Here is a 22744-nt window from a genome sequence, read left to right as displayed (position 1 = left end):
AACCGGCAGGAGCGGCGTAGAAGGCCGCGACGCCGATCGGAGGGACGGCAGCTGACCCCCTACGACTGTACCCGTGTTCGTCGGCGGAACCAGGATCTCAGCCGCTCTGACCGCCACTCAGGTGTCCGCCGCCACGCTCGCCGAGGCCGGAAGATCGCATCGGCGGCACCGGCGTCGCCCGTCCCCGGCCGGCCGCCGCGGGCCTCAGAACAGCAGGGGCAGCAACGCTTGCCGCCGCTTCAGCACCGCCCCGTACCGCGCGTCGAGGCGCAGCCACGAATCCGTGGCCGTGACCCGCACCACGTCGTCGGCGATCGAGGAGTCCAGAAAGCCCATGCCGGACAACGCGAACAGGCACCGCAGCTGGACCTTCACCTCCAGCTCGCCCCCGGTCACGGTGAGCACGGCCTGGTCCATCAGCGAAGCCGGCGGCGTGCCGTGCGGACCGGCGTTGTCGCGGGCCAGCGTGACCCCGCGGTCGGCCAGGTCCGAGACCACGGCCACCGGCAGCTCGTCCACCAGTCGCCACCGGCCGGAGGCGGGCAGCTCGGCGTGCCACATCAGGTCACGCGCCGGGCCCGGGTCCATCACCGGGCCGCCCACCACGGTCAGCGCGGCGAGCAGTTCGTTGCCCGACACCGTGACGTCGGACGGCGTGATGGTCCCGGCCACCGCCCGGGTGGCGAGCACCTCGAACGGGGTGGCCGTCCACGCCTCGACCACACCGTCCTCGCGCTGGCGCAGCCGCACCGAAGTCTGCCCGTCGAGGCGGACCGCCCGCGCGACGAAAGCGCCGAGCGTGTCACGGTCGCCCGCGTCGGGGATGCGCAGCTCAGGCATCGGCGAACACCCGCTTCAGGAACTCGGTCTCCGGTGCGGACAGCCGGCGGGGCCGCAGCTTGGTGGTGTCGTACGGGGCCAGCACCAGCTCGGCCGTGACGGCCACCGGGTCCGACTCCTCGGGCCCGGTGTGCACCTGGTGGGTCAGCGTGACGCTGGCCGCCCGCAGCTTGGTCAGGCCGATCTCCACCCGCACCGGGATGCCCGGCCGGGCGATGACCGGCTTCCGATAGCGCACGGTCAGCTCGACCACGACCAGCCCCTTCGGCAGCTCGGTCAGCCCGGCCTTCACCCCCTCGCCGAACAGCAACGGGACCCGGGCCTCTTCGAGCAGCGTCACCACGTTCGCGTGGTTGACGTGCCCGAAGACGTCCATGTCCGACCAGCGCGGCTGGACGTGTGAGACGTAGGTCACCGCACCGTGCTCCGGATCTGGCGGGCCGCCACCGACAGGGTCGCCAGGTCGAGCCGGCCGGACCGGGTGATGTCGTCGAGCGCCACGCGCGCCCGCGACAGCCGCGACGCGTTGGCCTTCTCCCACTGGGCGATCTTCTCGTCCGTCGCGAGGTCTTCGTCGCTGTGGCGCAGGGCATCGAGCGTGATGGCGCGAAGCGAGCCGTACACGTCGTCACGCAGCGAGAGCCGAGCGAGGGCGTGCCACCGGTTGCCACGCTCCAGCGCGCTGATCTCGGTGAGCATCTTGTCGATGGCCAGGTGGTCGGACAGGGCGTAGTACAGAGCCGCGGTGTCGCCCGGGCGGTGCAGCACGTCCAGGCCCACCTGCTGCTCGGCCAGCTCGGCCACCTCGACCACGTCGAGCAGGCCGTAGCTGTGCAGCAGCAGCGCGATCCGCCGGGCCAGGTCCGCCGGCACACCCTCGTCCACCAGCGAGGCGGCGCCCGCCTCCACCGACTCGAGCTCGCGGCCGCGCAGCAGCTCGCCCAGCCGCGGGACCAGGTCCGCGAGCACCGGGCCGAACCGGTTGATCTCGGCCAGCGGCGCGAGCGGCTGCGGCCGGTTGGTCAGGAACCAGCGCGCGGCCCGGTCGAGCAGCCGGCGCGTCTCCAGCACCATACGGTCGGCCACCTCGGTGGACACCACGTTGTCCAGCGCGTCGATCTCGGCCCACAGCTTCGGCAGGTCGTAGACGTGCGTGACCACGGCGTACGCGCGCACCGCGTCGGTCGCGGTCGCGTTCATCTCCTCCATCAGGCGGAAGACGAACGAGATGCCGCCCCCGTCGACCAGCTCGTTGGTCACCAGCGTGGTGATGATCTGGCGGCGCAGCGGGTGCTGGTCGATCGCCTCGGTGAACCGCTCGCGCAGCGGCTTCGGGAAGTACTCCGGCAGCCGGCGCGCGAACACCTCGGAATCGGGCAGCTCGCTGGCCAGCAGCTCGTCCTTCAGGTCCAGCTTCACGTGGGCGAGCAGCGTGGCCAGCTCCGGCGAGCTGAGGCCCTCGCCCGCCTTTTCCAGCGCGCGGAACTCCGAACCGCTGGGCAGGGCTTCGAGCTTGCGGTCGAACGCGCCGGCCGAGACCAGCGCCGCGACCTGGCGCGCGTGCACCGAGACCATCGGCGCGGCGTGCGCCCGGCTGACGCCGAGCACCGCGTTCTGCCGGTAGTTGTCGGCCAGCACCAGGTCGGAGACCTCGTCGGTCATCTCCTCCAGCAGCGCGTTGCGCTGCTGCTGCTCCAGCCCGCCGGTGACGACCAGGTGATCGAGCAGGACCTTGATGTTGACCTCGTGGTCGGAGCAGTCGACACCGGCCGAGTTGTCCAGCGCGTCGGTGTTGATCTTGCCCCCGGACCGGGCGAACTCGATCCGGCCGAGCTGGGTCAGGCCCAGGTTACCGCCCTCGCCGACCACCTTGGCCCGAAGCTGGTTGCCGTTCACGCGCAGCGCGTCGTTGGCCTTGTCGCCGGCCGCCGACTGCGGTTCGGACTCCGCCTTGACGTAGGTGCCGATGCCGCCGTTCCAGAGCAGTTCCACCGGGGCCAGCAGGATGGCCTGGATCAGGTCCATCGGAGCCATCGCCGTGACACCCTCGGCCAGCCCGAGCGCGGCCCGCACCTGCGGGCTGACCGGGATCGTCTTGGCCGAGCGCAGGTAGATGCCGCCGCCCTCGCTGATCAGCGAGCGGTCGTAGTCGTCCCAGGAGCTGCGCGGCAGGTCGAACATCCGGCGGCGCTCGGCGAAGGAGGTGGCCGGGTCGGGGTCCGGGTCCAGGAACACGTGCAGGTGGTTGAACGCGGCGACCAGGCGGATGTGCTCCGAGAGCAGCATTCCGTTGCCGAAGACGTCGCCCATCATGTCGCCGATGCCGACCACGGTGAAGTCCTCGGTCTGGGTGTCCTTGCCCAGCTCGCGGAAGTGCCGCTTCACGCTCTCCCACGCGCCCTTGGCGGTGATGCCCATGGCCTTGTGGTCGTAGCCGACCGAGCCGCCGGAGGCGAACGCGTCGCCCAGCCAGAAGCCGTACTGCGCCGACACCTCGTTGGCGATGTCGGAGAACTTCGCCGTGCCCTTGTCCGCCGCCACCACCAGGTAGCTGTCGTCCGCGTCGTGGCGCACCACGTCCGGGGCCGGGACCTCGCGGCCTTCGACCCGGTTGTCGGTGAGGTCGAGCAGTCCGGAGATGAACATCCGGTAGCAGGCGATGCCCTCGGCCAGCTGCGCGTCGCGGTCCAGCCCGGCGTCACCGGTCGGGGCCGGCGGCCGCTTCACCACGAAGCCGCCCTTCGCGCCCACCGGCACGATCACGGCGTTCTTCACCGCCTGCGCCTTGACCAGCCCGAGCACCTCCGTGCGGAAGTCCTCCTGGCGGTCGGACCAGCGCAGCCCGCCGCGCGCGACCTCGCCGAAGCGCAGGTGCACACCCTCGACCCGGGGCGAGTACACGAAGATCTCGAACTTCGGCCGCGGCTCCGGCAGCTCCGGCACCCCGCTCGGGTCGAGCTTGATCGCCAGGTACGGCCGCGGGCCGCCGTCGGGGTCGCTCACGTGGTAGTTGGTGCGCTGCGTCGCGTTGATGACCGACATCAGCCGCCGCAGGATCCGGTCCTCGTCGAGGCTGGTGACCTCGTCGACCATCGAGGTGATCTCTCCGGCCAGCGTCTCCTCGCGCGCGGAGCGGTTCGCGTCGGACAGCTGCGGATCGCAGCGCGTCTCGAACAGCTGCACCAGCCGGGTGGCCACCTCGGTGTGCTTGAGCACCGTGTTCTGGATGTAGGACTGGGAGAACGGGCTGCGCGCCTGCTGCAGGTACCGCGAGTAGGCGCGCAGCACGGCGGCCTGGCGCCAGGTGAGCCCGGCGCGCAGCACCAACCCGTTGAAGCTGTCCACCTCGGCTTCGCCCTGCCACGCCGCGTGGAAGGCGTCCTCGAACCGCTCGCGCAGATCGGCGACGGCCACGTCGTCGGATTCCCCGAGCGCTTCCGGCTCGATGCGCAGGCCGAAGTCGTAGATCCAGCTCGCGCCGCCGTCCTCGCGGAACAGCTCGTACGGGCGTTCGTCGACCACCTCGACGCCCATCACCTGCAGCACCGGCAAGACCTTCGACAGCGTGACGCCCTCGCCGCGCAGGTAGAGCTTGAAGCGCCGCTCCCCGGGCTCGGCGTCCGCCGACAGGTAGAACGACAGCGCCAGGTCGCCGTCGTCGTTCAGCGTGTCGAGGCGGCGCAGGTCGGCCAGCGCCTCGGCCGCGGTGAAGTCCTCCTTGTACGCCTCCGGGAACACCGCGGCGAACCGCTGGCCCTGGTCGACCGCGGACTCCTCGCCCATCATGCCGATCGGCTGGCCGTCGCCCGCGCGCTCGCGCCGCTCGGCCAGGATGGCCTCGACCATCCGGTCGTCCCAGCCGCGCATCACCGAGTTCAGCCGCTCCTGGATGCGGGTGGTGTCCGGCTCGATGCGGTGCGCGGGATCGGTGTGGACGATGAAGTGGACCTGGGCCAGCACGAACTCGCCGATCCGGGCGCTGTACTCGAGCTGGGTGCCTTCGAGCTCTTCGAGCAGCACCTCCTGCATCGCCAGCCGCGACCGCGTGGTGTAGCGGTCCAGCGGCAGGTAGACCAGGCAGGAGTAGAAGCGGCCGTACGGGTCGCGGCGCAGGAACAGCCGCAGCCGGCGACGGTCCGACAGCGTGATCGCGCCCGTGGTGGTCGCGTACAGCGAGTCGGTGTCGGCCGAGAACAGGTCCGCGCGCGGCCAGTTCTGCAGCACCTCCAGCATGCGCTGGCCGGAGAAGGACGCCATCGGGAAGCCCGCGCGGTGGATCACCTCGCGCACCCGCTTGGACACCACCGGGATGTCGAGCACGTTCTCGTGCAGCGCGGTGGTGGTGAACATGCCGAGGAACCGGTGCTCGCCGGTCACGGTGCCCTGCTCGTCGAACGTCTTCACGCCGACGTAGTACGGGTACACCGGACGGTGCACGGTCGAAGGCGCGCTGGCCTGGGTGAGCACCAGCAGCGACGGGGAGAGCGCGTTCACCGAGTTGTCCGGGCCCGCGGTGAGGCTGCGGGCGGCCAGGCTGTCCTGGCGCAGCACGCCGAGACCCGAGGCCAGCACGGCGCGCAGGGCGGGCTCGTCGGAATCCGGGCTCGGGTTGTCGACCAGCTCGTACCGGCGGTAGCCGAGGAAGGTGAAGTGGCCGTCGGCCAGCCAGCGCAGCAGCCGGGAGCCCTCTTCGACCTCGTCCGCGGGCAGCTTCGGCGGCGCTTCGTCCAGCGAGCCGGCCACGATGCAGGCGGTCTGGGCCATCTTGGCGGCGTCTTCGACGACCTCGCGGACGTCGCCCAGCACCGAGGACAGCCGGTTGTCCAGCTCCCGCGCCCGGTTCGGGTCGGTGACCAGGTCGATCTCGACGTACATCCAGGATTCGGCGGCCGACCTCGCGGGCGGATCGGCCGGGTCGGCCTCCGGGTGCAGGCCGGTCAGCTCGCCGGTGACGTCCCGGCTGACCACGACGATCGGGTGGACGATGCGCTGGACCTGCACGCCGTCGCGGGCGAACTCGGCGGCGACGCTGTCGACCAGGTACGGCATGTCGTCGGTGACCACCTGGACCACGGTCGCCTCGCGCGTCCAGCCGTCCTCGGCCGTGGACGGGTTGAGCAGCCGCACGGCCGGGCGCCCGGGGATGCGCTGCTTCGCGAGCTGCAGGTGCGAGCGCACCGCGCCGACCAGCGCGACCGGGTCGTCCCCGACGATCTCCTCCGGCGGGATGTGCCGGTAGTAGAGCCGGATGAGGTCACCGATCTCCGGCGCCTGCTCGGCCGCCGCGGCGATCAGCTCGTCGCGGCTCTGCTCGGGGCTGGTCGAGCGGCGCTGGCCGCCCGGCTCGGGGCCGGCATCGGTTCCGGTCGGGGACGAGACTCCCGTCGAGCTCATTGAGGCAACTCTCCACTGTTACGAGATCAAGACTGCGCGAGATCGAGACCAGTCCGTCACCACACCGTGCCGGACCCTGCCCACCCTAATCCGCCCCGATCGGCCGCCTCGCAAAGACCGGCGGGTTGTCCACACCCAGCCGAAAACCGGCTCGGGCTGGGGACAACCCGGGATCGGTCAAGCTACCGGCGAGTCGGTGACCCGCGTCCGGCGGTGAACCCCTTGGCCTGTCCGGCGCCGGACCCCCGCAACGGGTGAACGGTGGTGCTCATGATCGGTTCAGTCAAAACCGGACAGCGCAGCCAGGCCACCGGAAACCCAAAAGGTTGCCTGGGAAAGCTGCGAGGATTGCCACACCGGATTGACCCGTACGGGCACTCGGGTCTGCCCTCGGCGCCGGCCGGCAATCGCCGACGGGGGCAGGGAAAACGGCCGGAGTGCTCCCGCCGGAGGTCAGTCGACCGACCCGTTGCGCCGTCCGTCGCGCCCGGCCGAGTGGCCGTTCACCGAACGGCGGTGCCCGGGTTGCTCGTCCTTCGAGCCCAGTTTCTTCACCAGGGCGGCCGCGCTGGCCGTGCCGGCCTGGTGCTCGGCCAGTGCGCGGGCGAGCAGTTCCGCCAGCCCGGCGTCCGGCGGCGGCTCCTCCTCGGCGATCGCACGGGCGTAGCTCTCCGGGAAGGGCTGGGAGGTGGGCGTCCAGCTGTCGAAGTCTTCGAGCGGATCGAGTGACGGCGGCATCCGCAGCCGGGGCAGCCACGGCTCGGCTGCGGTCTCTTCCTCGGTCAGCTCGGGCCGGCGCGGCGAGGCCGATTCACGCTTCCACGGCGGGTCGGACTCGGCGGCGGGCTCCGGCGTCCGGGCGGGCTCCCCGGGCGTCCCGGCTGCTCGCGGGCCGGACTCGGGGGTCCCAGGCTCAGTCAACCCGGACTCAGTCAATCCAGACTCATTCGCCCCAGACACAGGGGGTCCAGACGCAGGGGACCCGGACTCGTGCGGCCAGGACTCGGCTGACACCGGCTCGGACCCGGACTCGTCCGCCCGGCGACGGCCTCCGCCGGAACCGCCGCCGCCGGAGATCCCGAGCCGGTCGAGCACCGAGCGTGCGGCCACGGACCCGTGCTCGGAGTCGTGCCGGGTCTTGCGGCCGCCCTGGACTTCCCGGCGGGCGCGTTCCTCACGGGCCCACTCGTCGCTCTCCCAGAGCGGCGCGGCGGTCTCCTCCGCAGGCGACGGGGCCAGGGCCAGCTCGGGCAGGATGTCGGAGAGGTCCGGCATGGCCAACGACAACCGCGCCGGTTCCGGCCGCGCGACCGGAGCCTCGGAAACCGGGGACTGGGCCACCGGGCTTTCCCCGACCGGGCTCTCCACCACCGGGGCCTCGGCCGCCGAGGTCCCGAGGCTGGGGGTCCCGGGGCCGGGGGTCTCAGGACTCGGGTTCTCGGCGCCGCGGCTCTCGACACGGGGGGTCTCGGCGACCGGCGGTGCGGCGACCGGCTCGGGTGCCGGCTTTTGCCGCCGGGTCTCGGTCTTCTCCCGCGCAGCCTCGGCAGGCTCCGGCGCGGCGGCCGTTTCGGGCCGCCGGAACGGCTTCACCCAGCCCGGCAGCGCGGCGGGCTGGGCCTCGGCCGCACGCCGGGCGTCCACATCCTCCTGCCGACGCCGCCCGCCACCGCTCTTCGCGACGGCGTCACGGCGTTCGACGCTTCCGGGTTGCCCGGGGCTCTCCGCGGCACGCCGTCCCACCCGTTCGGAGCGCCCGGCACCGCTCTCGGCCGCACGTCGTCCCGAGCCCTCTGCCTGCTGCGGGCTCGCGGCTCGCCGGTCGGCGTCCTCCTGACGCCGCTTGCCGCCGGACGGGGCCACCTCCGGCCGTGGCGCGGATTCCTTGGCCACCACCGGGTTCTCGGCAACTTGTTCCGGCTTCCGCGCGACGGGCTCCGCCTGCCGCGGCGACACCGGCGCGTCCGCCCGATCGCGGATCGCGGGGAAGATCGCGGTCTGCTCGGTCTCCGCACCCGTCCGCCCGAACGACCAGGACGGAGTGGCGGAAGCGGGTTCCGGCTCCGGTACCGATCCCTCGGCGGTGAAGTAGGCCGTCTCGTCGGCCGGGCGGGCGCGGTCGTGGCGGGTCAGCTCGGCCGGGCGCATGAACGTCGTGGAATCGTCCTCCCGCAAGGGTTCGACCGCGATCGGCACCGGGCGCGGCGGCGCCACGGCGAGCACGTCGTCGAGGTCCACCGCGGCCAGGGTACCGGCGCCGAACTCGCCCGCGAGCAGACCACAGGCCTGCCGCCGCGAACGGGAGTGCAGGTGCTCCGCGGCCCGCGAACGGTGCAGGCACGCGATGGCCTCTTCCGCCCGGCCGAAGCGCTCCTCGATCTGCGACAGCTCCAGCCACAGCCTTGCGGTGACGGAGTGCAGCCCGTGCCGCTCGGTGCTCGCCACGGCCTCGCGCACGAGTTCCGTCGCCGCCTCGCCCGCACCGGCCGGCAGGTGGATGCGGGTCGCCACGGCCAGGCGGAGCCAGCTCGCGGGGCCGACCCCGGCGGCGCGCACCGGCTGCGCCAGCGTCGGCTGCGCGATCTCCAGCGCCATCTCGGCGTCGCCGCGGTCCAGCAGCGTGCTCACCAGTTGCAGCACGAGCCGGACGCGGACCAGTCCGCCGTCGTCCTCGGGCCGGTCCATCTTCTCCAGGAGACCGAGCCCGGTACGGGCGGCGTCGGCGGCCGCGGTGAGGTCGCCGTGCCGGCGCCGGTGCGCCGCGGTTCCGTTGCGCAGCAAGGCCCGGACGAGCAGCCGGGTGTCGGCGTCGAGCGAATCGTCGTCCTGCACGAGGCGGTCGGCCTCGATCAGCACCCGGTCCAGCTCCGTCTTGCGGCCGAACTGCGCCAGGCAGCCGACCAGGTGGCACAACGCCTCCGCGCGGTGCACCGGCGAGACCGCCGGGTCCGACAGCACCGGGCGCAGCGCGGCGATCCCGGTCAGCGGCGTGCCGAGGCTGCGCGCGCACACCGCGAGGTCGATCCGCAGGCGGGCGGCGATGTCGCCGTACCCGGCGTGCTCAGCCGCACGCAGGGCCGCGACCGCGCGCCCGACCGTCGAAGGCCGGGAACCCACGCGCACCCGCGCCGAAACCACCAGGCTCTCGGCGCGGATCCACTGCTCGTCCGCCCCGGCGGCCTCGGCGAGCGCGGCGGCGCGCTCCCCGAGCACCAGTGCGAGCTCCGGCGCACGCAGGTGCAGCGCGTCCGCCCGCTCGATCAGCCGCCCGACCGCGGACAGGGTCCCACCCGGGGCCACGACGGAGCGCCCGCCCGCGACTGCGGGCGAGCTCGACCGGTTGTGCCTGCTGGCTTCCACGCGGGACCCGCCTTCCCTCAGTCGCGGGTCAGCTTGCGGTGGGTGACCCGGTGCGGGCGGGCGGCCTCGGCACCGAGGCGTTCGATCTTGTTCTTCTCGTAGCCCTCGAAGTTGCCCTCGAACCAGAACCACGCCGCCGGGTTCTCGTCCGTGCCCTCCCAGGCCAGGATGTGCGTCACGACCCGGTCGAGGAACCACCGGTCGTGCGAGATGACCACGGCGCAACCCGGGAACTGCTCCAGCGCGTTCTCCAGCGAGCCCAGCGTTTCCACGTCCAGGTCGTTCGTCGGCTCGTCCAGCAGGATCAGGTTCCCGCCCTGCTTGAGCGTCAGCGCCAGGTTCAGCCGGTTGCGCTCGCCGCCGGAGAGCACGCCCGCCGGCTTCTGCTGGTCCGGGCCCTTGAAGCCGAACGCGCTGACGTAGGCGCGCGAAGGCATTTCGGTCTGCCCGACGTGGATGTAGTCGAGCTTGTCCGACACGACCTCCCACACCGTCTTCTTCGGGTCGATCCCGGCGCGGTTCTGGTCCACATAGGACAGCTTGACCGTCTCGCCGATCTTGACCGTGCCGCCGTCCGGCTGCTCCAGCCCGACGATGGTCTTGAACAGCGTGGTCTTGCCGACGCCGTTCGGGCCGATCACCCCGACGATGCCGTTGCGCGGCAGGTCGAACGACAGCCCGTCGATGAGCACCCGGCCGTCGAAGCCCTTGCTCAGCTTGTCGACGTCGACCACGATGCTGCCCAGCCGCGGGCCCGGCGGGATCTGGATCTCTTCGAAGTCGAGCTTGCGGTGCTTGTCGGCCTCCGCCGCCATTTCCTCGTAGCGGTCGAGCCGCGAGCGGGACTTGGTCTGGCGGGCCTTGGCGTTGGACCGCACCCACTCCAGCTCGGTGCGCAGCCGCTTGGCCAGCTTGGCGTCCTTCTTGCCCTGGACCTCGAGGCGCTCGCGCTTCTTCTCCAGGTAGGTGGAGTAGTTGCCCTCGTAGCCGACGACGCGGCCGCGGTCGAGCTCCATGATCCACTCGGCCACGTTGTCCAGGAAGTACCGGTCGTGGGTCACGGCCAGCACGGCGCCGGCGTACTTCATCAGGAACTGCTCCAGCCACAGCACGCTTTCGGCGTCCAGGTGGTTGGTGGGCTCGTCGAGCAGCAGCAGGTCGGGCGCGGACAGCAGCAGCTTGCACAGCGCGACCCGGCGGCGCTCACCCCCGGAGAGGTGGGTGACCGCCTCGTCGGCCGGCGGGCAGCGGAGGGCGTCCATGGCCTGCTCGACGGTCGAGTCGAGCTCCCAGGCGTCCGCGTGGTCCAGCTCCTCCTGGAGCTGGCCCATCTCCTCCATCAGCGCGTCGCTGTAGTCGGTGGCCATCAGCTCGGCGATCTCGTTGTAGCGGTCGAGCTTGACCTTGACGTCGCCGAGCCCCTCCTCGACGTTCTGCCGGACCGTCTTCTCTTCGTTCAGCTCCGGCTCCTGCATGAGGATGCCGACGGTGGCGCCCGGCTGGAGGAAGGCTTCGCCGTTGCTGGCCTGCTCGATCCCCGCCATGATCTTGAGAACGGTGGACTTACCGGCACCGTTCGGCCCCACCACGCCGATCTTGGCGCCGGGGTAGAACGCGGTGCTGACGTCGTCGAGGATGACCTTGTCCCCGACGGTCTTGCGCACCTTCTTCATGGTGTAGATGAACTCGGCCATGCCAGCGATCGTAGAGTGGCCCGTTCCGCGGCCCGACGGCGGTCACCGTGGTACTACCGACGGTCACACCCAGATCACGCGGACGGCATCATCGCCCGGCGTGTCTCACTCGGCGCGTTTGCCGTCGGCGAGGTTCTTGAGCATCGCGTTGTACGCCGCCAGCTCCTCGCCCCCGGTGTTCTCCTCGCGCCGGTCCTTGCGCCTGGCCTCGCGCTCGTCCGCGCGGGCCCACTGCACCAGCAGGGCGATCAGCACCAGCAGCACCGGGATCTCGCCCGAGGCCCACGCGATGCCGCCGCCGAGGCGCTGGTCGGTGAGCAGGTCGCCGACCCACGGCAGGCGCAGCTGCGAGTAGAAGGTCTGGCCGATCACCGTCTGCATGTTCATCAGGATCACGCCGAAGAAGGCGTGGAACGGCATGGCGGCGAACATCATCCCGAGCCGCCCGATCGGCGGGATCCGCCGCGGCGCCTGGTCGACCCCGATCACCGGCCAGTAGAAGACGTAGCCGGCGAGCAGGAAGTGCGCGTTCATCGCCAGGTGCGCCCAGTGGTAGTTCAGAGCCGAGTCGAACAGGCCGGAGAAGTACAGCCCGTAGAACGAGCCGACGAACAGCAGCAGCGCGACGATCGGGTGGGTCAGGAACCGCGAGACGGGCGAGTGCACGGCCGCCAGGAGCCACTCCCGCGGCCCCGGAGGTGCTTCGCGGCCTGCGGCGGGAAGGGCGCGGAGCGCGAGTGTCACCGGGCCGCCCAGGACCAGCAGGACCGGCGCGACCATCGACAGCATCATGTGGCTGCCCATGTGCACGCTGAACATGGCCGGGGAGTAGCGCCCGGTGCCCGAGGACGTGGCGATCAGGATCACCAGGCAACCGGCCAGCCAGGCGACGACCCGGCCGGCCGGCCAGCGGTCGCCGCGCTGGCGCAGCCGCCGCACCCCGGCCAGGTAGAGCCCGGCCAGCACGAGCGCGGCGGTCCCGTAGACCAGGTCGAACCGCCAGTCGGTGAGCAGCCGCCAGAACGTCGGCGCGCCGTCGAGGTTGTAGCCGATCAGCAGCTCGGTGGTGGAGGGCTGGGTGACCGCGTCGGCCGGCGGCGGTGTGCGGGCCAGTCCGGAGGCCAGGCCGATCGTGACGAACATGATCAGCACCTCGACCGCGGCCAGCCGCAGCAACTGCCCGCCGCCCTCGCCGTTGACCAGACCGGCGACGCCCCGGCGGCGCTGCTGGTGGCCGAACACCCCGAGCAGCAGCAAGGCCACCGTCTTGGCCACCACGAGCAGGCCGTAGTCGGTGGTCAGCAGGTCGCCGAGGTTGATCCGCACCAGCGCGTTGACCACGCCGGAGATCGCCATCACGATCCAGCAGACCAGCGCCATCCGGGAGAACCGCTTCGCGGCCAGCGTCAAGTGGTTGCCGCGTCGCCAGCCCAGGGCCAGCAACGCCACCAGGCCGCCGACCCACAGCGAGGCGGCGACCAGGTGGTACAGCAGGCTGTTGGTGGCCAGGTCGTGCGAGCCGCCGCTGGCCGAGTGGCCGGTGACCGCGACCGGGATCAGCCCGCCGACGGCCACGAAGAACAGCACCGCGGTCCAGCCCCAGGTCAGCGCCAGCCGGCAGCCCAGCGCCAGCAGCACCGCGATCAGCGCCGTCCACAGCCACGCCTTCGGCTGCTCGATCGCGTCGATGAGGTCCAGGAGGGTCTGGGGCGAAAGGACTTCCCCGAACGGCTTGCCCGCGCCGTCGGCCGCGGTGAACGCCACCGAGAGCAGCGCGGCGGCGAACCAGACCCACGCGGCGACGCCCGCCGTGCGCACCGCGGCGTAGCCCTCGGGCCCGAGCGTGCCGGACTTCTGCGGGGGGACCAGGAACGCGGCCAGCAGCAGCGCGCCGATGCAGACCACCGACGCCGCTTCCGAGAGCACCCGCACGACGGTGATGCCGTAGCGCGTGACGAGCCCCGGGTCGGGCAGCCCGGCGATGAGATAGCCGGCCCCTCCGGTCAGGGCGACCAGCCCCACCGCGATGAGCGCGGCGAGGAGCACCCCGACCGACAGCAGCGGCAGCACGCTGGCCCGGCGCTGGGCCGGCGATTCCGGTTTCGTCAGGGCATCCGAGGGCACCTCACGAGACTAGGCCGGGCCGCGCGGGCGCGGAACGGGGGCATGATGGGCGCGGTGCGGATCATCCTGCTGCGGCACGCCGAGTCGCTCGGCAACGTGGACGAACTGACCTACACCCGCGTTCCCGACCACGCCATCCCGCTCACCGGCGCGGGCCGTGAGCAGGCCCGCGAGGCCGGCCCGGCGATCCGTGAACTGCTGCGCGGACGACGCCCGGCCGTCTACCTGAGCCCGTACCTGCGTACTCGGGAAACGTTCGCGCTGCTGGAGATCGAGGGTGCGTGCGAACGCGTGACCCAGGAGCCGCGGCTGCGCGAGCAGGACTGGGGCAACCTGCAGGACCCGCGGGAGCAGCAGGTGCAGCGGCAGCGCAGGGACGAGTTCGGGCACTTCTTCTACCGCCTCCCTCACGGCGAGTCGGGCGCGGACGTCGACGACCGCGTCGCCGCGTTCCTGGCCGAGCTGTCCGCCCGCGGCGGAGATCACCCCGAGACGGTGCTGATCGTGTCCCACGGCCTCACGATGCGGCTGCTGTGCCGGCGCCTGTTCGGCTGGAGCATCGAGCTGTTCGAGTCGCTGTCGAACCCGCGCACCTGCGAGCACCGCGTGCTGGAGGGCGAGGGCGCCGAGTGGCGGCTGGACCGGCCGTTCGCGCAGTGGCGCGAATCACCCGACGGCCAGACGCAGGGTTGACGGCGCGCGCAGCCGGACCCGGGTGCCCTCACCGGGGGCCGAGTCGATCGTGGCGTCGCCGCCGATTTCGGTGAGCCGCCCGACGATCGAGTGCTCGATGCCGAAGCCGCGGCGACGGCTGTCCGGGCGGAAACCCTTGCCGTGGTCGCGAATCGTGACGCTGACCCCGTCGCGTCCCGCCTCGACGGAGATGATCGCCCGGCGCGTGCCGGAGTGCTTGAGCGTGTTGCGCAGGGCTTCGCGGGACGCGCCGTGCAGCGTGTCCACGGTGGCCTCCGGCAGGTCGCCGAGCTCCGAGAGTTCGACGACCTCCGCGGTCAGGCCGTCCGCCGCCAGTTCCGCGGCCAGCGTGCGCAGCCGTTGGACGAGTCCGGGGGCCGAATCGGCGCGGTCCAGGCGGTCGAGGCTGAGGCGCAGGCGCAGCGCGTGCTCGCGCGCGGTCCGGCGCACCCGGTCGAGGCTGCCGACGGGGTCGACGAAGTCCGCGGGCGCGGGCAGCGCGAGCGACTCCATCACCGGCAGCACGGTGTCGTGGACGGCGCGCCGGTGCCGTTCGCGCTCCGCCGCCCGGCCGCGGCGCTCGCCGACGCCGAGGGCGAACCAGGCGGCCCCGCCGAGCAGGACGAGCCCGGCCGCGGCCGCGATGGTCACCGTCACAAGTCCCTCCCATGCCAAACCAGCTTGAAATGGCGCCGTCTGTGCATTCATTTCAGTTTACGACAGGGCCAGCTTGCCCCGGCGCGCATGGGGTGTCAACGGGGTCAGCCGGAGGCGGTGGCCGCTTCGTGGCGCCGGGCGCGCACCGCCGCCAGCGCCGCCGGGACGATCAGCGCCGCGATCACGGCGACCACCACGAACGACACGCGCAGCGATGTCGCCTGGGCGATCCCGCCGATCAGCGGCGGACCGGCGAGGAACCCGGAGTAGGCCACCGTGGAGACAAAGGCCAGCTCCCGCTCGCCGCCGCCACCGTCGGCCCGTTTCCCGGCGTGGCCGGCCAGGCTGAGCGCCAGCGGGAAGGCCGCGGCGAGCCCGGCTCCGGCAAGCGCGAAGCCGGCGTAGGCGAGCGCGGCGGAAGTGGAGACGGCCGCACAGACCAGGCCGAGCGCGGCGACTCCGGCCCCGGCCGCGAGGGAGCGCGTGGCACCGAAGCGCTCCTGGCTCCACGCGCCGCCCAGCCGGGCGAGGGCCATAGCCAGCGAGAAACCCGAGAAGGCCAACGCGGCCGCGCCCTGGCCGACGCCGTGAGCGGTGACCATCAGCAGAGCGGACCAGTCGGAACTGCCGCCCTCGGCGATCGCCGAGCACAGCGCGACGGCGGCGAGCAGCCACAGCGCGGGACGGCGGATCGGGGCTTTCACCGGCGCCGTCGCCCTGGTCTCGCGCGGCGGCCGGTCCCCCGGCACCGCCTTGAGCACCACGGCCAGCAGCACCAGCGCACCGACCGCGGCCACGCTCAGGTGCCGTGCGGGCGACCAGCCGTGCCCGGCGGCCAGCCCGGCCAGCAGCGAGCCGGCGAGCGCGCCGAAGCTGAACCCGGCGTGCAGCGTGGGCATCACCGCCTTGCCGGTACGGCGTTCCACGGCCACCCCGGCGATGTTCATGGCGACGTCCAGCGCGCCGACTCCCGCGCCCAACACGAAAAGCGCGCCGCCGAGCAGCACGACCGACGGGGCGAAGCCGACCAAGACGAGGGCCGCGGCGGCGACCAGGGTGCTGCCCGCGACGGCCGCGCGGGCGCCGTGGCGTTCGGTCAGCCGGCCGGCCAGAGGAGCGCCGCACAGCATTCCGACGCTGGCGCCGAGCAGCGCGAGCCCGAACACCCCGGGCCGGGCGTGCACGTGCTCGGCGAGAGCGGGCGTGCGCGGGGCCCAGGAGCCGAGCGCGGCACCGTTGAGCGCGAAGACCGCGAACACCGCCGTGCGATCGCGCACCACGTCGTCCTTCCTGCCGGAGAGCCGTTGGCCCAGAATGACTTAAGCGCTTCAGAATGTCCAGGTCGCGCTATGCTCCGCCGATGACGAGCACCCGGCGACGGCGGCCGACGCTGGACGACGTCGCGGAGGCGGTCGGGGTGTCGCGCGCGACCGTGTCCAACGCCTACAACCGGCCCGACCAGCTCTCCTCGCAGCTGCGGGAGCAGGTGCTGCGCGCGGCCAAGGAACTGGGCTACCCGGGTCCGAACCCCACGGCGCGCAGCCTCGCCACCAGCCGGACCGGCGCGATCGCCTTCCTGCTGGACACCTCGCTCTCGGCGGCGTTCTCGGACCCGGCCCTGTCGGTCACCCTGGACGCGCTGGCCAAGGCCGTCGACCCGGCCGGGCACGCCCTGCTGCTCCTGCCCGGCGCCGAGGCCCAGAGCGGCCCGCCCGCCGAACGGGTGCTGGCGGCGCAGGCGGACATCGCCGTGGCCTATTCGCTGGCCGACGGGACCCCCGCGCTCGACGCCTTGCACGACCGTGGCCTGCCCCTGGTGGTGATCGACCAGCCCCTGCTGCCCGCGACGGCGCGCGTGGGCTGCGACGACCGGGGCGGTGCCGCGCTGGCCGCCCGCCACCTGCTGGAGCTGGGCCACCGCCGGTTCGCGGTCCTGTCCGCACCGCGGCTGTCCTCCGGCGAGCTGTCGGGATTGGAGGCCGCGCGGGCCAGCTCGTTCCACGGCACGCGCGAACGGCTGGCGGGCTACCTGGAGACGCTGGCCGAGGCCGGGGTGACGGACGTGGCCGTCTCGGAGACGCCGTGGCTGTCGCCGGACAACGCGGGAGCCAGCGCCGCGTCGCTGTTGCGCGGCTCGCCGCGGCCGACGGCCCTGCTGTGCATGTCCGACCAGCTGGCCCTGGCGGCCGTCGCCGCGGCCCGTCAGCTGGGCCTGCGCGTGCCGGAAGACGTCTCGGTGGTGGGTTTCGACGACATCCCGCAGGCGGCCTGGGCCGATCCGCCCCTCACCACGGTCCGCCAGGACCTGGCCGGCAAGGGCCGCATCGCGGGCGAGCTGGTCCTGCGTCTGCTGAATGGCCCTGCTGGCGCTGGCGGCTTAGATGGTGGCCCCTCGCCCGTGCAGCTACCGGTCTCACTGATTCGCCGGGACAGCACCGCACCTGTTTGAGCAATACCGTTGACCGATCTGTGGACAACCGCCTCCCATTCGGGCGACGCAGAACTACTTGTCCACAGAAGTAGGAATGCGGGCAGACAAATTCCCCACCACCCGCCATCGTGGAAACCACACATTCCACGGCGGCCCCGCACCGGGCCGCCCGAAGAGGGGGATTTCCCATGATGTTCCGCCGATTGGTGACCACGCTTCCGGCCCGGCCGAACACGCCGGGCGCACTCACGCCGCTGCTGCCTTCCCGCCGGCCGCACCTGCCGTCCCGCTTGCCCCGCGTGCTGCTGCTGGCCGCGGCCGGGGTACTGGCGGGCTCGGGCATCGCCCAGGCCGCCACTCCGGTGGCCCCGGTCCACAGTGCCCAAGCCGACCCGGCTCACCTCAGCGGCAGCACGCCTTCGGTCACCACAGTGTCCTTTACCGACGGTGCACCCGCTGGCGCAGTTTCTTCTGCCGGCACCACCCCTTCCGGCACCGCACTCACTGCCACCCACCTCTCCCGGCCGACCGCGCCCGCACCGTCCTCGGCGACCGGCGCTCCTCCAGCCGAATCGTCCTGCACCGCCGGTGAATTCTGCCTCTGGTCCCAGGAGTCCTACACCGGCGGCACCCGGCATTTCGACCTCCGCACAGCCAACCCGAGCGACTGCATTCCCCTGCCCGAGGGATTCGAGTCGCATTCCTTCGTCAATCACCTGACCCGCGACGTAACCATCTACCAGGGCGGAGATTGCTCGACCGAAGCAGATTTCCGCACCTATCCAGGCGATGGCACTTACGTTCCGCGGTCCCCGTTCGTGGTGCGCGCCATCAAGATCTGGGAATAGCCCCCTGACCGGGCCCGCCGAACCGGCTAGCTCCGGGCCGAGTCGACTCGCTGCCGATCGACGGACCCAGGGGCCGCACCCCCAGCGGCCCCGGCCCGTGGACGCACCCGCACCCGGTGCGTCCACGGGCTCCCGCCCGGTGCATCCACGGGTTCCCCCGCCCGGTGCGTCCACGGGCTCCCCCACCCGCCGACCCCGCCCCCGCCCCCGCCCCCGCCCCAAGGCTTTCGCCGTCCCCGGCACCCCCGGCCCTCCTGCGGCGCCACCCCCTCCTGACCGGCCAAGCCGCCCCGGGAGCCCTTCCCCACCGCCGACCGGACCGAACCTCCAGCCCCTTAGCACCCCCGAGTCCAGACCAAGCCTGAGATCGTCACCCCGCCGAAAACCAGGCCGCCCCGGCTTCTCCCGCCACACCGTTCCAGGCCGAGCGCCGTTCCCCGCCAGCCCAAGCCCAAGGACAGGTGTCCCACCGTTCGGTCCAGCCACTACGTCTCCACCTCTGCCTTCGACAGGCCCATCCAGCTACCCGTCCCACGGTCCCTTCCCACTCGCCCGCAGCCCAGATCGGACGCCCTCGCCTCGTACCGGCCCACAACTGCCCTCTCCCCCAAGCACCTCGAGCCCGTCACACCAGTGCATCGCATCGCCAACCAACCGACACCCCCTTCGAACCCGGCGCCCGGCCACTACTCCGACACCAGGGACGAACCTGTGATCTGAGCCTCCCCCGACCGCCGCCTCAGTGCCGGACAGCTCGAGCCGCCCGATCCTCAGGTCGCAGGTTCGGCCCCGGCCAGCGGCGTCCCCGGAACCCCGCAAATCCGTCATCGAAGTCCTGAAACGATTCGGCGACGTCGAACGATCGAGAGGATGGTGATGACTAAGCTGCCGGTGCTGGAGATCGGCAACCGTCGTCGCTCGGGCCCTCGTAGCTCAGCTGGATAGAGCAAGAGCCTTCTAATCTCTAGGTCGCAGGTTCGAGTCCTGCCGGGGGCACCACCAGGGAAAACGCTGTGCGCGGACCGTGCGCACAGCGTTCCCGCAGCCGGATGTCCCGCGCCGTGCCACCAGCCCGGCCCGCGCTCGCGGCCGCCCACAATGGACGACCGTTCGCTGCACCCGTCCCGGAACGCGGCCCGGCGAAGCGGCCGAATGGTCCAATCACCCCGGCCCGAGTTCCACTTGAGACAACTCTGTTATCTCACGGGCGCTCATGGTCGGAAGGCCCGTCCAGCCACCATGATCACCCGCGCGCGACCGCTCGATCACACCGAGCCACCACCGGCCCGGTCATCCACTCGATGCGTCCTCGCCGACCGCCATCCGCCGGCCCGCTGCCGCCTGGCGATGAACCGCTACCAACCGACCCGCCACCTCCGGCGGCCATCCGGCACCTTCGGCCCCCGTTCCGTCGCCTCCGCCCGCCATCACAACCGCGCCGAACGCCCATGCAGCCGCCGCAGACGGACTGTCAGCCCTTCACGTCACCCAGCGCCCCGTCGGTCCGAACGGCCCGGCCCCCGCCGATGCCCCAGGCCCGACCACCGCCACCGCCCGCTGTGACCGGGCTTGCACAGACGGACTGGGCGCCGACCGACCCATCCACGACAACCACCCCTGACGATCATCCGAGCGAAGGACCCCACCGTGGAGCAACGACCGCCCAGACCACGTCGTCGCGCTGCCAATCAGGCCGCGCGGGCGGTCTTTCAGGAAGCTCGGCGGGCTGGGTTGGTTCGACGGCACTCGCTGAAGCTCCGTTACCTCGCCGACCATCCCCAGGCGGCCGGGCACGACCTGTCGGCGGATGACCGCGACGACACGCGCGTCGAGCCCGGCCCGACGGCCTCGCGACGGTCGAGGAGGGCTTCCCGGCGGCAGGGTCCCGTGCAGCTGACCTTCGACTTTCCCGCTGCGTCGGCGACGGAGCAGTCCACATCAGACGCGGAAGCGGCCTGACAACGATGACAGCGTGGAGCTGCCGAGATGTGAGGCAGGACACCTGCCCCGACAGGGCGGCACAGGTCACGAAATGAACACGAGCGGCGCAATCATCACTCCATTGGCCCAACCGGATCGGAAACCCCGCAGGTCCAGGCCCTCAAACGCGCGAGCGGAACGGCCGGCGACAACCCCATCGGGTGGCCTGACCAGGCCCTAAAAGCCGGGTAAGCGGGCCACGTCTGGACAGGACTGGCAAGATGGACCCCGAGACCGGGATGTTCGTACGGGACACCCGGCTCACAGATGAGAAAACAGGTAAAAGCATGGCTCAGGGCAGCGTCAAGTGGTTCAACGGCGAAAAGGGCTTCGGCTTCATCGCCCAGGACGGCGGCGGACCGGACGTCTTCGTGCACTACTCCGAGATCCAGGGCAGCGGCTTCAAGTCCCTGGACGAGGGGCAGCGCGTGGAGTTCGAAATCGGCCAGGGCCAGAAGGGCCCGCAGGCTCAGCGCGTCGTCGCCATCTGATTCCACTGGCGAAAAACGGGAAGGCCTTCACTCCTCGAGGGCGAAGGCCTTCCCGGCTGGCCACCAGTACCGGGTAGCGCTTCGCAGGCCACCCGGGCCGGGCCAGGATCCACCTCTCGAAACCCCACCGCGCAGGAGATCCGGCTGCGCGGTGGTGCCATGTCCAGGGGCGGGAGCGGCGGTATCACCACCCGCCCGGAGCCGACTTAGTCTCAGGTAGCCGGGACGTACAGCCACTCGGCAGCGCGTCCGCCTCCTGCCCGCTCAGCCCACCCCACGAGGCCAGCGCTTGAGCGGCTGACAGCAGGCGACGTCAGACCAGTTCGGAGACCGCTCCGGTACGTCCGGGAGAGCGCTCCCGCCCGCTCAGTTTCGGCCAGCCCGCCGCCGCCGGGGACGGGTGGTGCCACATCGGCTCAGGTCAAGATCAGGTCACCCGGGCTCGTTCCCCCGGGTAGCGCCAGGCCCCGAGCTAGCCGGTCGCTCCGTGCGGCCGCCTGACGCTGGGGAAGTCCCAGGGCCGAATGGCCGGACGAGCGGATCACCGACGACCACCAGTAGTGCGTCCCTCGCCGAAAATTGGCCGCGGGCAGACCGGCGAACGCCTCGTCGACGTAGCGCACGCGCGGGCCCAAGCTCGTCACCACAGTCCGGGTGCAGACACAACCAGTCCCACAGCGGGCATTAACTGCCGGCGCCCGGAAAAGCGAGAGTCCGAAAAGGACTCACAGCAGTTCCAAAGCGGTCAGGAGAGCGTCGGCCTGCTCCGGGGTGAGCTTCCGTAGACGCTGCGCCAGTCCGGGGCGCACCCGGGCGGCGATCGCCTCCGTGGCGTGTTCGCCCCCGGTGGTGAGGGTGACCAGGGAGCGGCGGGAGTCCGCCGGGTCGATGCGGCGCTCGATCAGGCCCGCCTGGGCCAGGCGGGTCAGGGCGCGGCTCACCACGGCCGGATTCAGGCCCAGGTCGCGGGCCAGGCCGCCCGGGGTGGTGGCGCCGAGGGTGATGCTGCGCAGCGTGAGGAAATCGGCCAGATCCAGGTCGGCCGCGGCGGCGACGTGGGTCCGGGCGTCGGCCAGCACCGAACGGTTCAGCCGGAACAAGGCGTCGAGCAGGCGCAGCTCAGGGGCAGGACCCGGGTCGCTCATGCCGCCCAACCTATCAAGATGAAACTATTGACGGAAGTCAATTAACGGCTTTCCCTCGATCCATGATCAACCCCCTCTCCGGCCCGGACCGGGTCGACTTCCACCACCACGTGTTCCCCGGCGGGGCGCAGGCCACGCTGCTGCGGCGCAAGCTGGTCGACGCCACCGGCTGGGAGTTCCCCGGCGGCGCGCCCCGGTGGACGCCCGAGGCCAGCCTCGCGTTCATGGACGGGCACGGCATCCGGACCGCGGTCCTGTCCCTGCCGAACGACCTGGAGCACGACCTGGCCCCGGAGCAGCGCCAGTCCTTCGCCCGCGAGGTCAACGACCTGGCGCACCAAGCCGTCCTCGACCACCCCGGGCGGTTCGGCTTCTTCGCGCACCTGCCGTGCCCGACCGACGTCGATGCCGCGCTCGCCGAACTCCGATACGCCCTCGACGAGTTGGGCGCGGACGGCGTCACCCTCACGAACGTCTACGGCACAGGCGAAGACGCCCTCTCCATCGGCGACGAGGTCTTCGAGCCGCTGTGGGCCGAGCTCGACCGCCGTCGCGCGCTCGTGTTCCTGCACGGCGAGCAGACGCAAGGCCGCAACCGGAGGCCGAACCGGTTCCTGCCGACCCCGGTCAGCGAGGTGCCGAACGAAACCTACAAGGGCGCGGCCGACCTCGTCACCAGAGGGCGCAAACGCCGGTACCCCCACGCCCGGATCATCCTTTCGCACTCCGGCGGGAGCACCCCGTTCCTCGCGGCGCGGGTGGCCGTGCTGTCGCCCCACCTCGGCTGCGAGCTGAGCCCGGACGAGATCCTCGAGGATTTCCGCACGTTCTACTTCGAGACCGCGCTTTCCGGTTTCACCACGAACCTGACCGCGCTGGAGGACTTCGTGCCGCCCGAGCAGATCCTGTTCGGCACCGATTTTCCCGCGGCCAGTCCGGAAATGACCGGCTGGTACACGAAGAACGTGGACAGCTACTTCGCCGGCCGGCCCGAGCTGCACGCGCGAATCATGCATGGCAACGCCGAAACGCTCCTGCCCCGGCTGAGCCGGTCGACCCCGTGAGTGCCGGAACACCAGCCACGCCC

The 22744-nt window shown here is 71.8% G+C and carries 14 protein-coding genes and 1 tRNA gene; 6 read left to right on the top strand and 9 right to left on the bottom strand.

What is annotated here, in order from left to right; all coding sequences use genetic code 11:
* Window positions 1-204: 204 nt before the first annotated feature.
* From NYF13_RS26520 to NYF13_RS26495, 6 genes are all read right to left on the bottom strand, one after another.
* Window positions 205-840: a hypothetical protein gene (locus tag NYF13_RS26520; RefSeq protein ID WP_315660468.1), complete on the bottom strand. Its 636-nt coding sequence runs from the start codon at window positions 838-840 to the stop codon at window positions 205-207.
* On the bottom strand, window positions 833-1255 hold the full coding sequence (locus tag NYF13_RS26515) for a thioesterase family protein (protein ID WP_315660467.1): 423 nt from the start codon (window positions 1253-1255) through the stop codon (window positions 833-835). The genes NYF13_RS26520 and NYF13_RS26515 overlap by 8 nt, the downstream gene beginning before the upstream one ends.
* Complete coding sequence (locus NYF13_RS26510; RefSeq protein WP_315660466.1) at window positions 1252-6234, bottom strand: NAD-glutamate dehydrogenase; 4983 nt, start codon at window positions 6232-6234, stop codon at window positions 1252-1254. The genes NYF13_RS26515 and NYF13_RS26510 overlap by 4 nt, the downstream gene beginning before the upstream one ends.
* A 453-nt stretch (window positions 6235-6687) precedes the next feature.
* On the bottom strand, window positions 6688-9594 hold the full coding sequence (locus NYF13_RS26505) for a hypothetical protein (protein WP_315660465.1): 2907 nt from the start codon (window positions 9592-9594) through the stop codon (window positions 6688-6690).
* A 17-nt stretch (window positions 9595-9611) separates the two neighbouring features.
* Window positions 9612-11288 (bottom strand): energy-dependent translational throttle protein EttA, encoded by a 1677-nt coding sequence (gene ettA, locus NYF13_RS26500; RefSeq protein WP_315660464.1) that lies wholly within the window; start codon window positions 11286-11288, stop codon window positions 9612-9614.
* A 105-nt stretch (window positions 11289-11393) separates the two neighbouring features.
* A complete protein-coding gene (locus tag NYF13_RS26495; protein ID WP_315660463.1) occupies window positions 11394-13412 on the bottom strand; it encodes a cytochrome c oxidase assembly protein in 2019 nt (672 codons plus the stop codon).
* A gap of 54 nt (window positions 13413-13466) precedes the next feature.
* Here NYF13_RS26495 and NYF13_RS26490 point away from each other — a divergent pair, with 54 nt between their 5' ends.
* Window positions 13467-14105 (top strand): histidine phosphatase family protein, encoded by a 639-nt coding sequence (locus NYF13_RS26490; RefSeq protein ID WP_315660462.1) that lies wholly within the window; start codon window positions 13467-13469, stop codon window positions 14103-14105.
* On the opposite strand, the gene NYF13_RS26485 is transcribed toward NYF13_RS26490, so the two are convergent.
* Together NYF13_RS26485 and NYF13_RS26480 are read right to left on the bottom strand one after the other, a co-directional pair.
* A complete protein-coding gene (locus NYF13_RS26485) occupies window positions 14079-14762 on the bottom strand; it encodes an ATP-binding protein (protein WP_315660461.1) in 684 nt (227 codons plus the stop codon). The two genes, NYF13_RS26490 and NYF13_RS26485, sit on opposite strands and share 27 nt — an antisense overlap.
* A 104-nt stretch (window positions 14763-14866) precedes the next feature.
* Window positions 14867-16039, bottom strand: coding sequence for an MFS transporter (locus tag NYF13_RS26480; RefSeq protein WP_315660460.1), 1173 nt, complete (start codon window positions 16037-16039; stop codon window positions 14867-14869).
* 83 nt (window positions 16040-16122) lie between these two features.
* Here NYF13_RS26480 and NYF13_RS26475 point away from each other — a divergent pair, with 83 nt between their 5' ends.
* The 4 genes from NYF13_RS26475 to NYF13_RS26460 all read left to right on the top strand — a co-directional run bounded on the left by NYF13_RS26475 (window position 16123) and on the right by NYF13_RS26460 (window position 20512).
* Window positions 16123-17211, top strand: coding sequence for a LacI family DNA-binding transcriptional regulator (locus NYF13_RS26475; RefSeq protein WP_315660459.1), 1089 nt, complete (start codon window positions 16123-16125; stop codon window positions 17209-17211).
* Between the two features lie 170 nt (window positions 17212-17381).
* The gene (locus NYF13_RS36805) at window positions 17382-18041 is read left to right on the top strand and encodes a peptidase inhibitor family I36 protein (protein WP_396287714.1); all 660 of its coding nucleotides are present in this window, start codon (window positions 17382-17384) and stop codon (window positions 18039-18041) included.
* Between the two features lie 922 nt (window positions 18042-18963).
* A tRNA-Arg gene (locus NYF13_RS26465) sits at window positions 18964-19040 on the top strand.
* 1268 nt (window positions 19041-20308) lie between these two features.
* The gene (locus NYF13_RS26460) at window positions 20309-20512 is read left to right on the top strand and encodes a cold-shock protein (RefSeq protein WP_315660458.1); all 204 of its coding nucleotides are present in this window, start codon (window positions 20309-20311) and stop codon (window positions 20510-20512) included.
* Window positions 20513-21237: 725 nt separating this feature from the next.
* Here NYF13_RS26460 and NYF13_RS26455 read toward each other — a convergent pair.
* Window positions 21238-21657: a MarR family transcriptional regulator gene (locus tag NYF13_RS26455; RefSeq protein ID WP_315660457.1), complete on the bottom strand. Its 420-nt coding sequence runs from the start codon at window positions 21655-21657 to the stop codon at window positions 21238-21240.
* A 62-nt stretch (window positions 21658-21719) separates the two neighbouring features.
* Between NYF13_RS26455 and NYF13_RS26450 the strand changes: the two genes are divergently transcribed.
* The gene (locus NYF13_RS26450; protein WP_315660456.1) at window positions 21720-22721 is read left to right on the top strand and encodes an amidohydrolase family protein; all 1002 of its coding nucleotides are present in this window, start codon (window positions 21720-21722) and stop codon (window positions 22719-22721) included.
* The last annotated feature ends 23 nt before the right edge of the window (window positions 22722-22744 follow it).

The organism is Amycolatopsis sp. PS_44_ISF1 (assembly GCF_032335455.1).
Taxonomy (GTDB): domain Bacteria; phylum Actinomycetota; class Actinomycetes; order Mycobacteriales; family Pseudonocardiaceae; genus Amycolatopsis.
The sequence above is the reverse complement of the archived record's forward strand: the minus strand, read 5'-3'. Positions and strand labels throughout refer to the sequence as shown.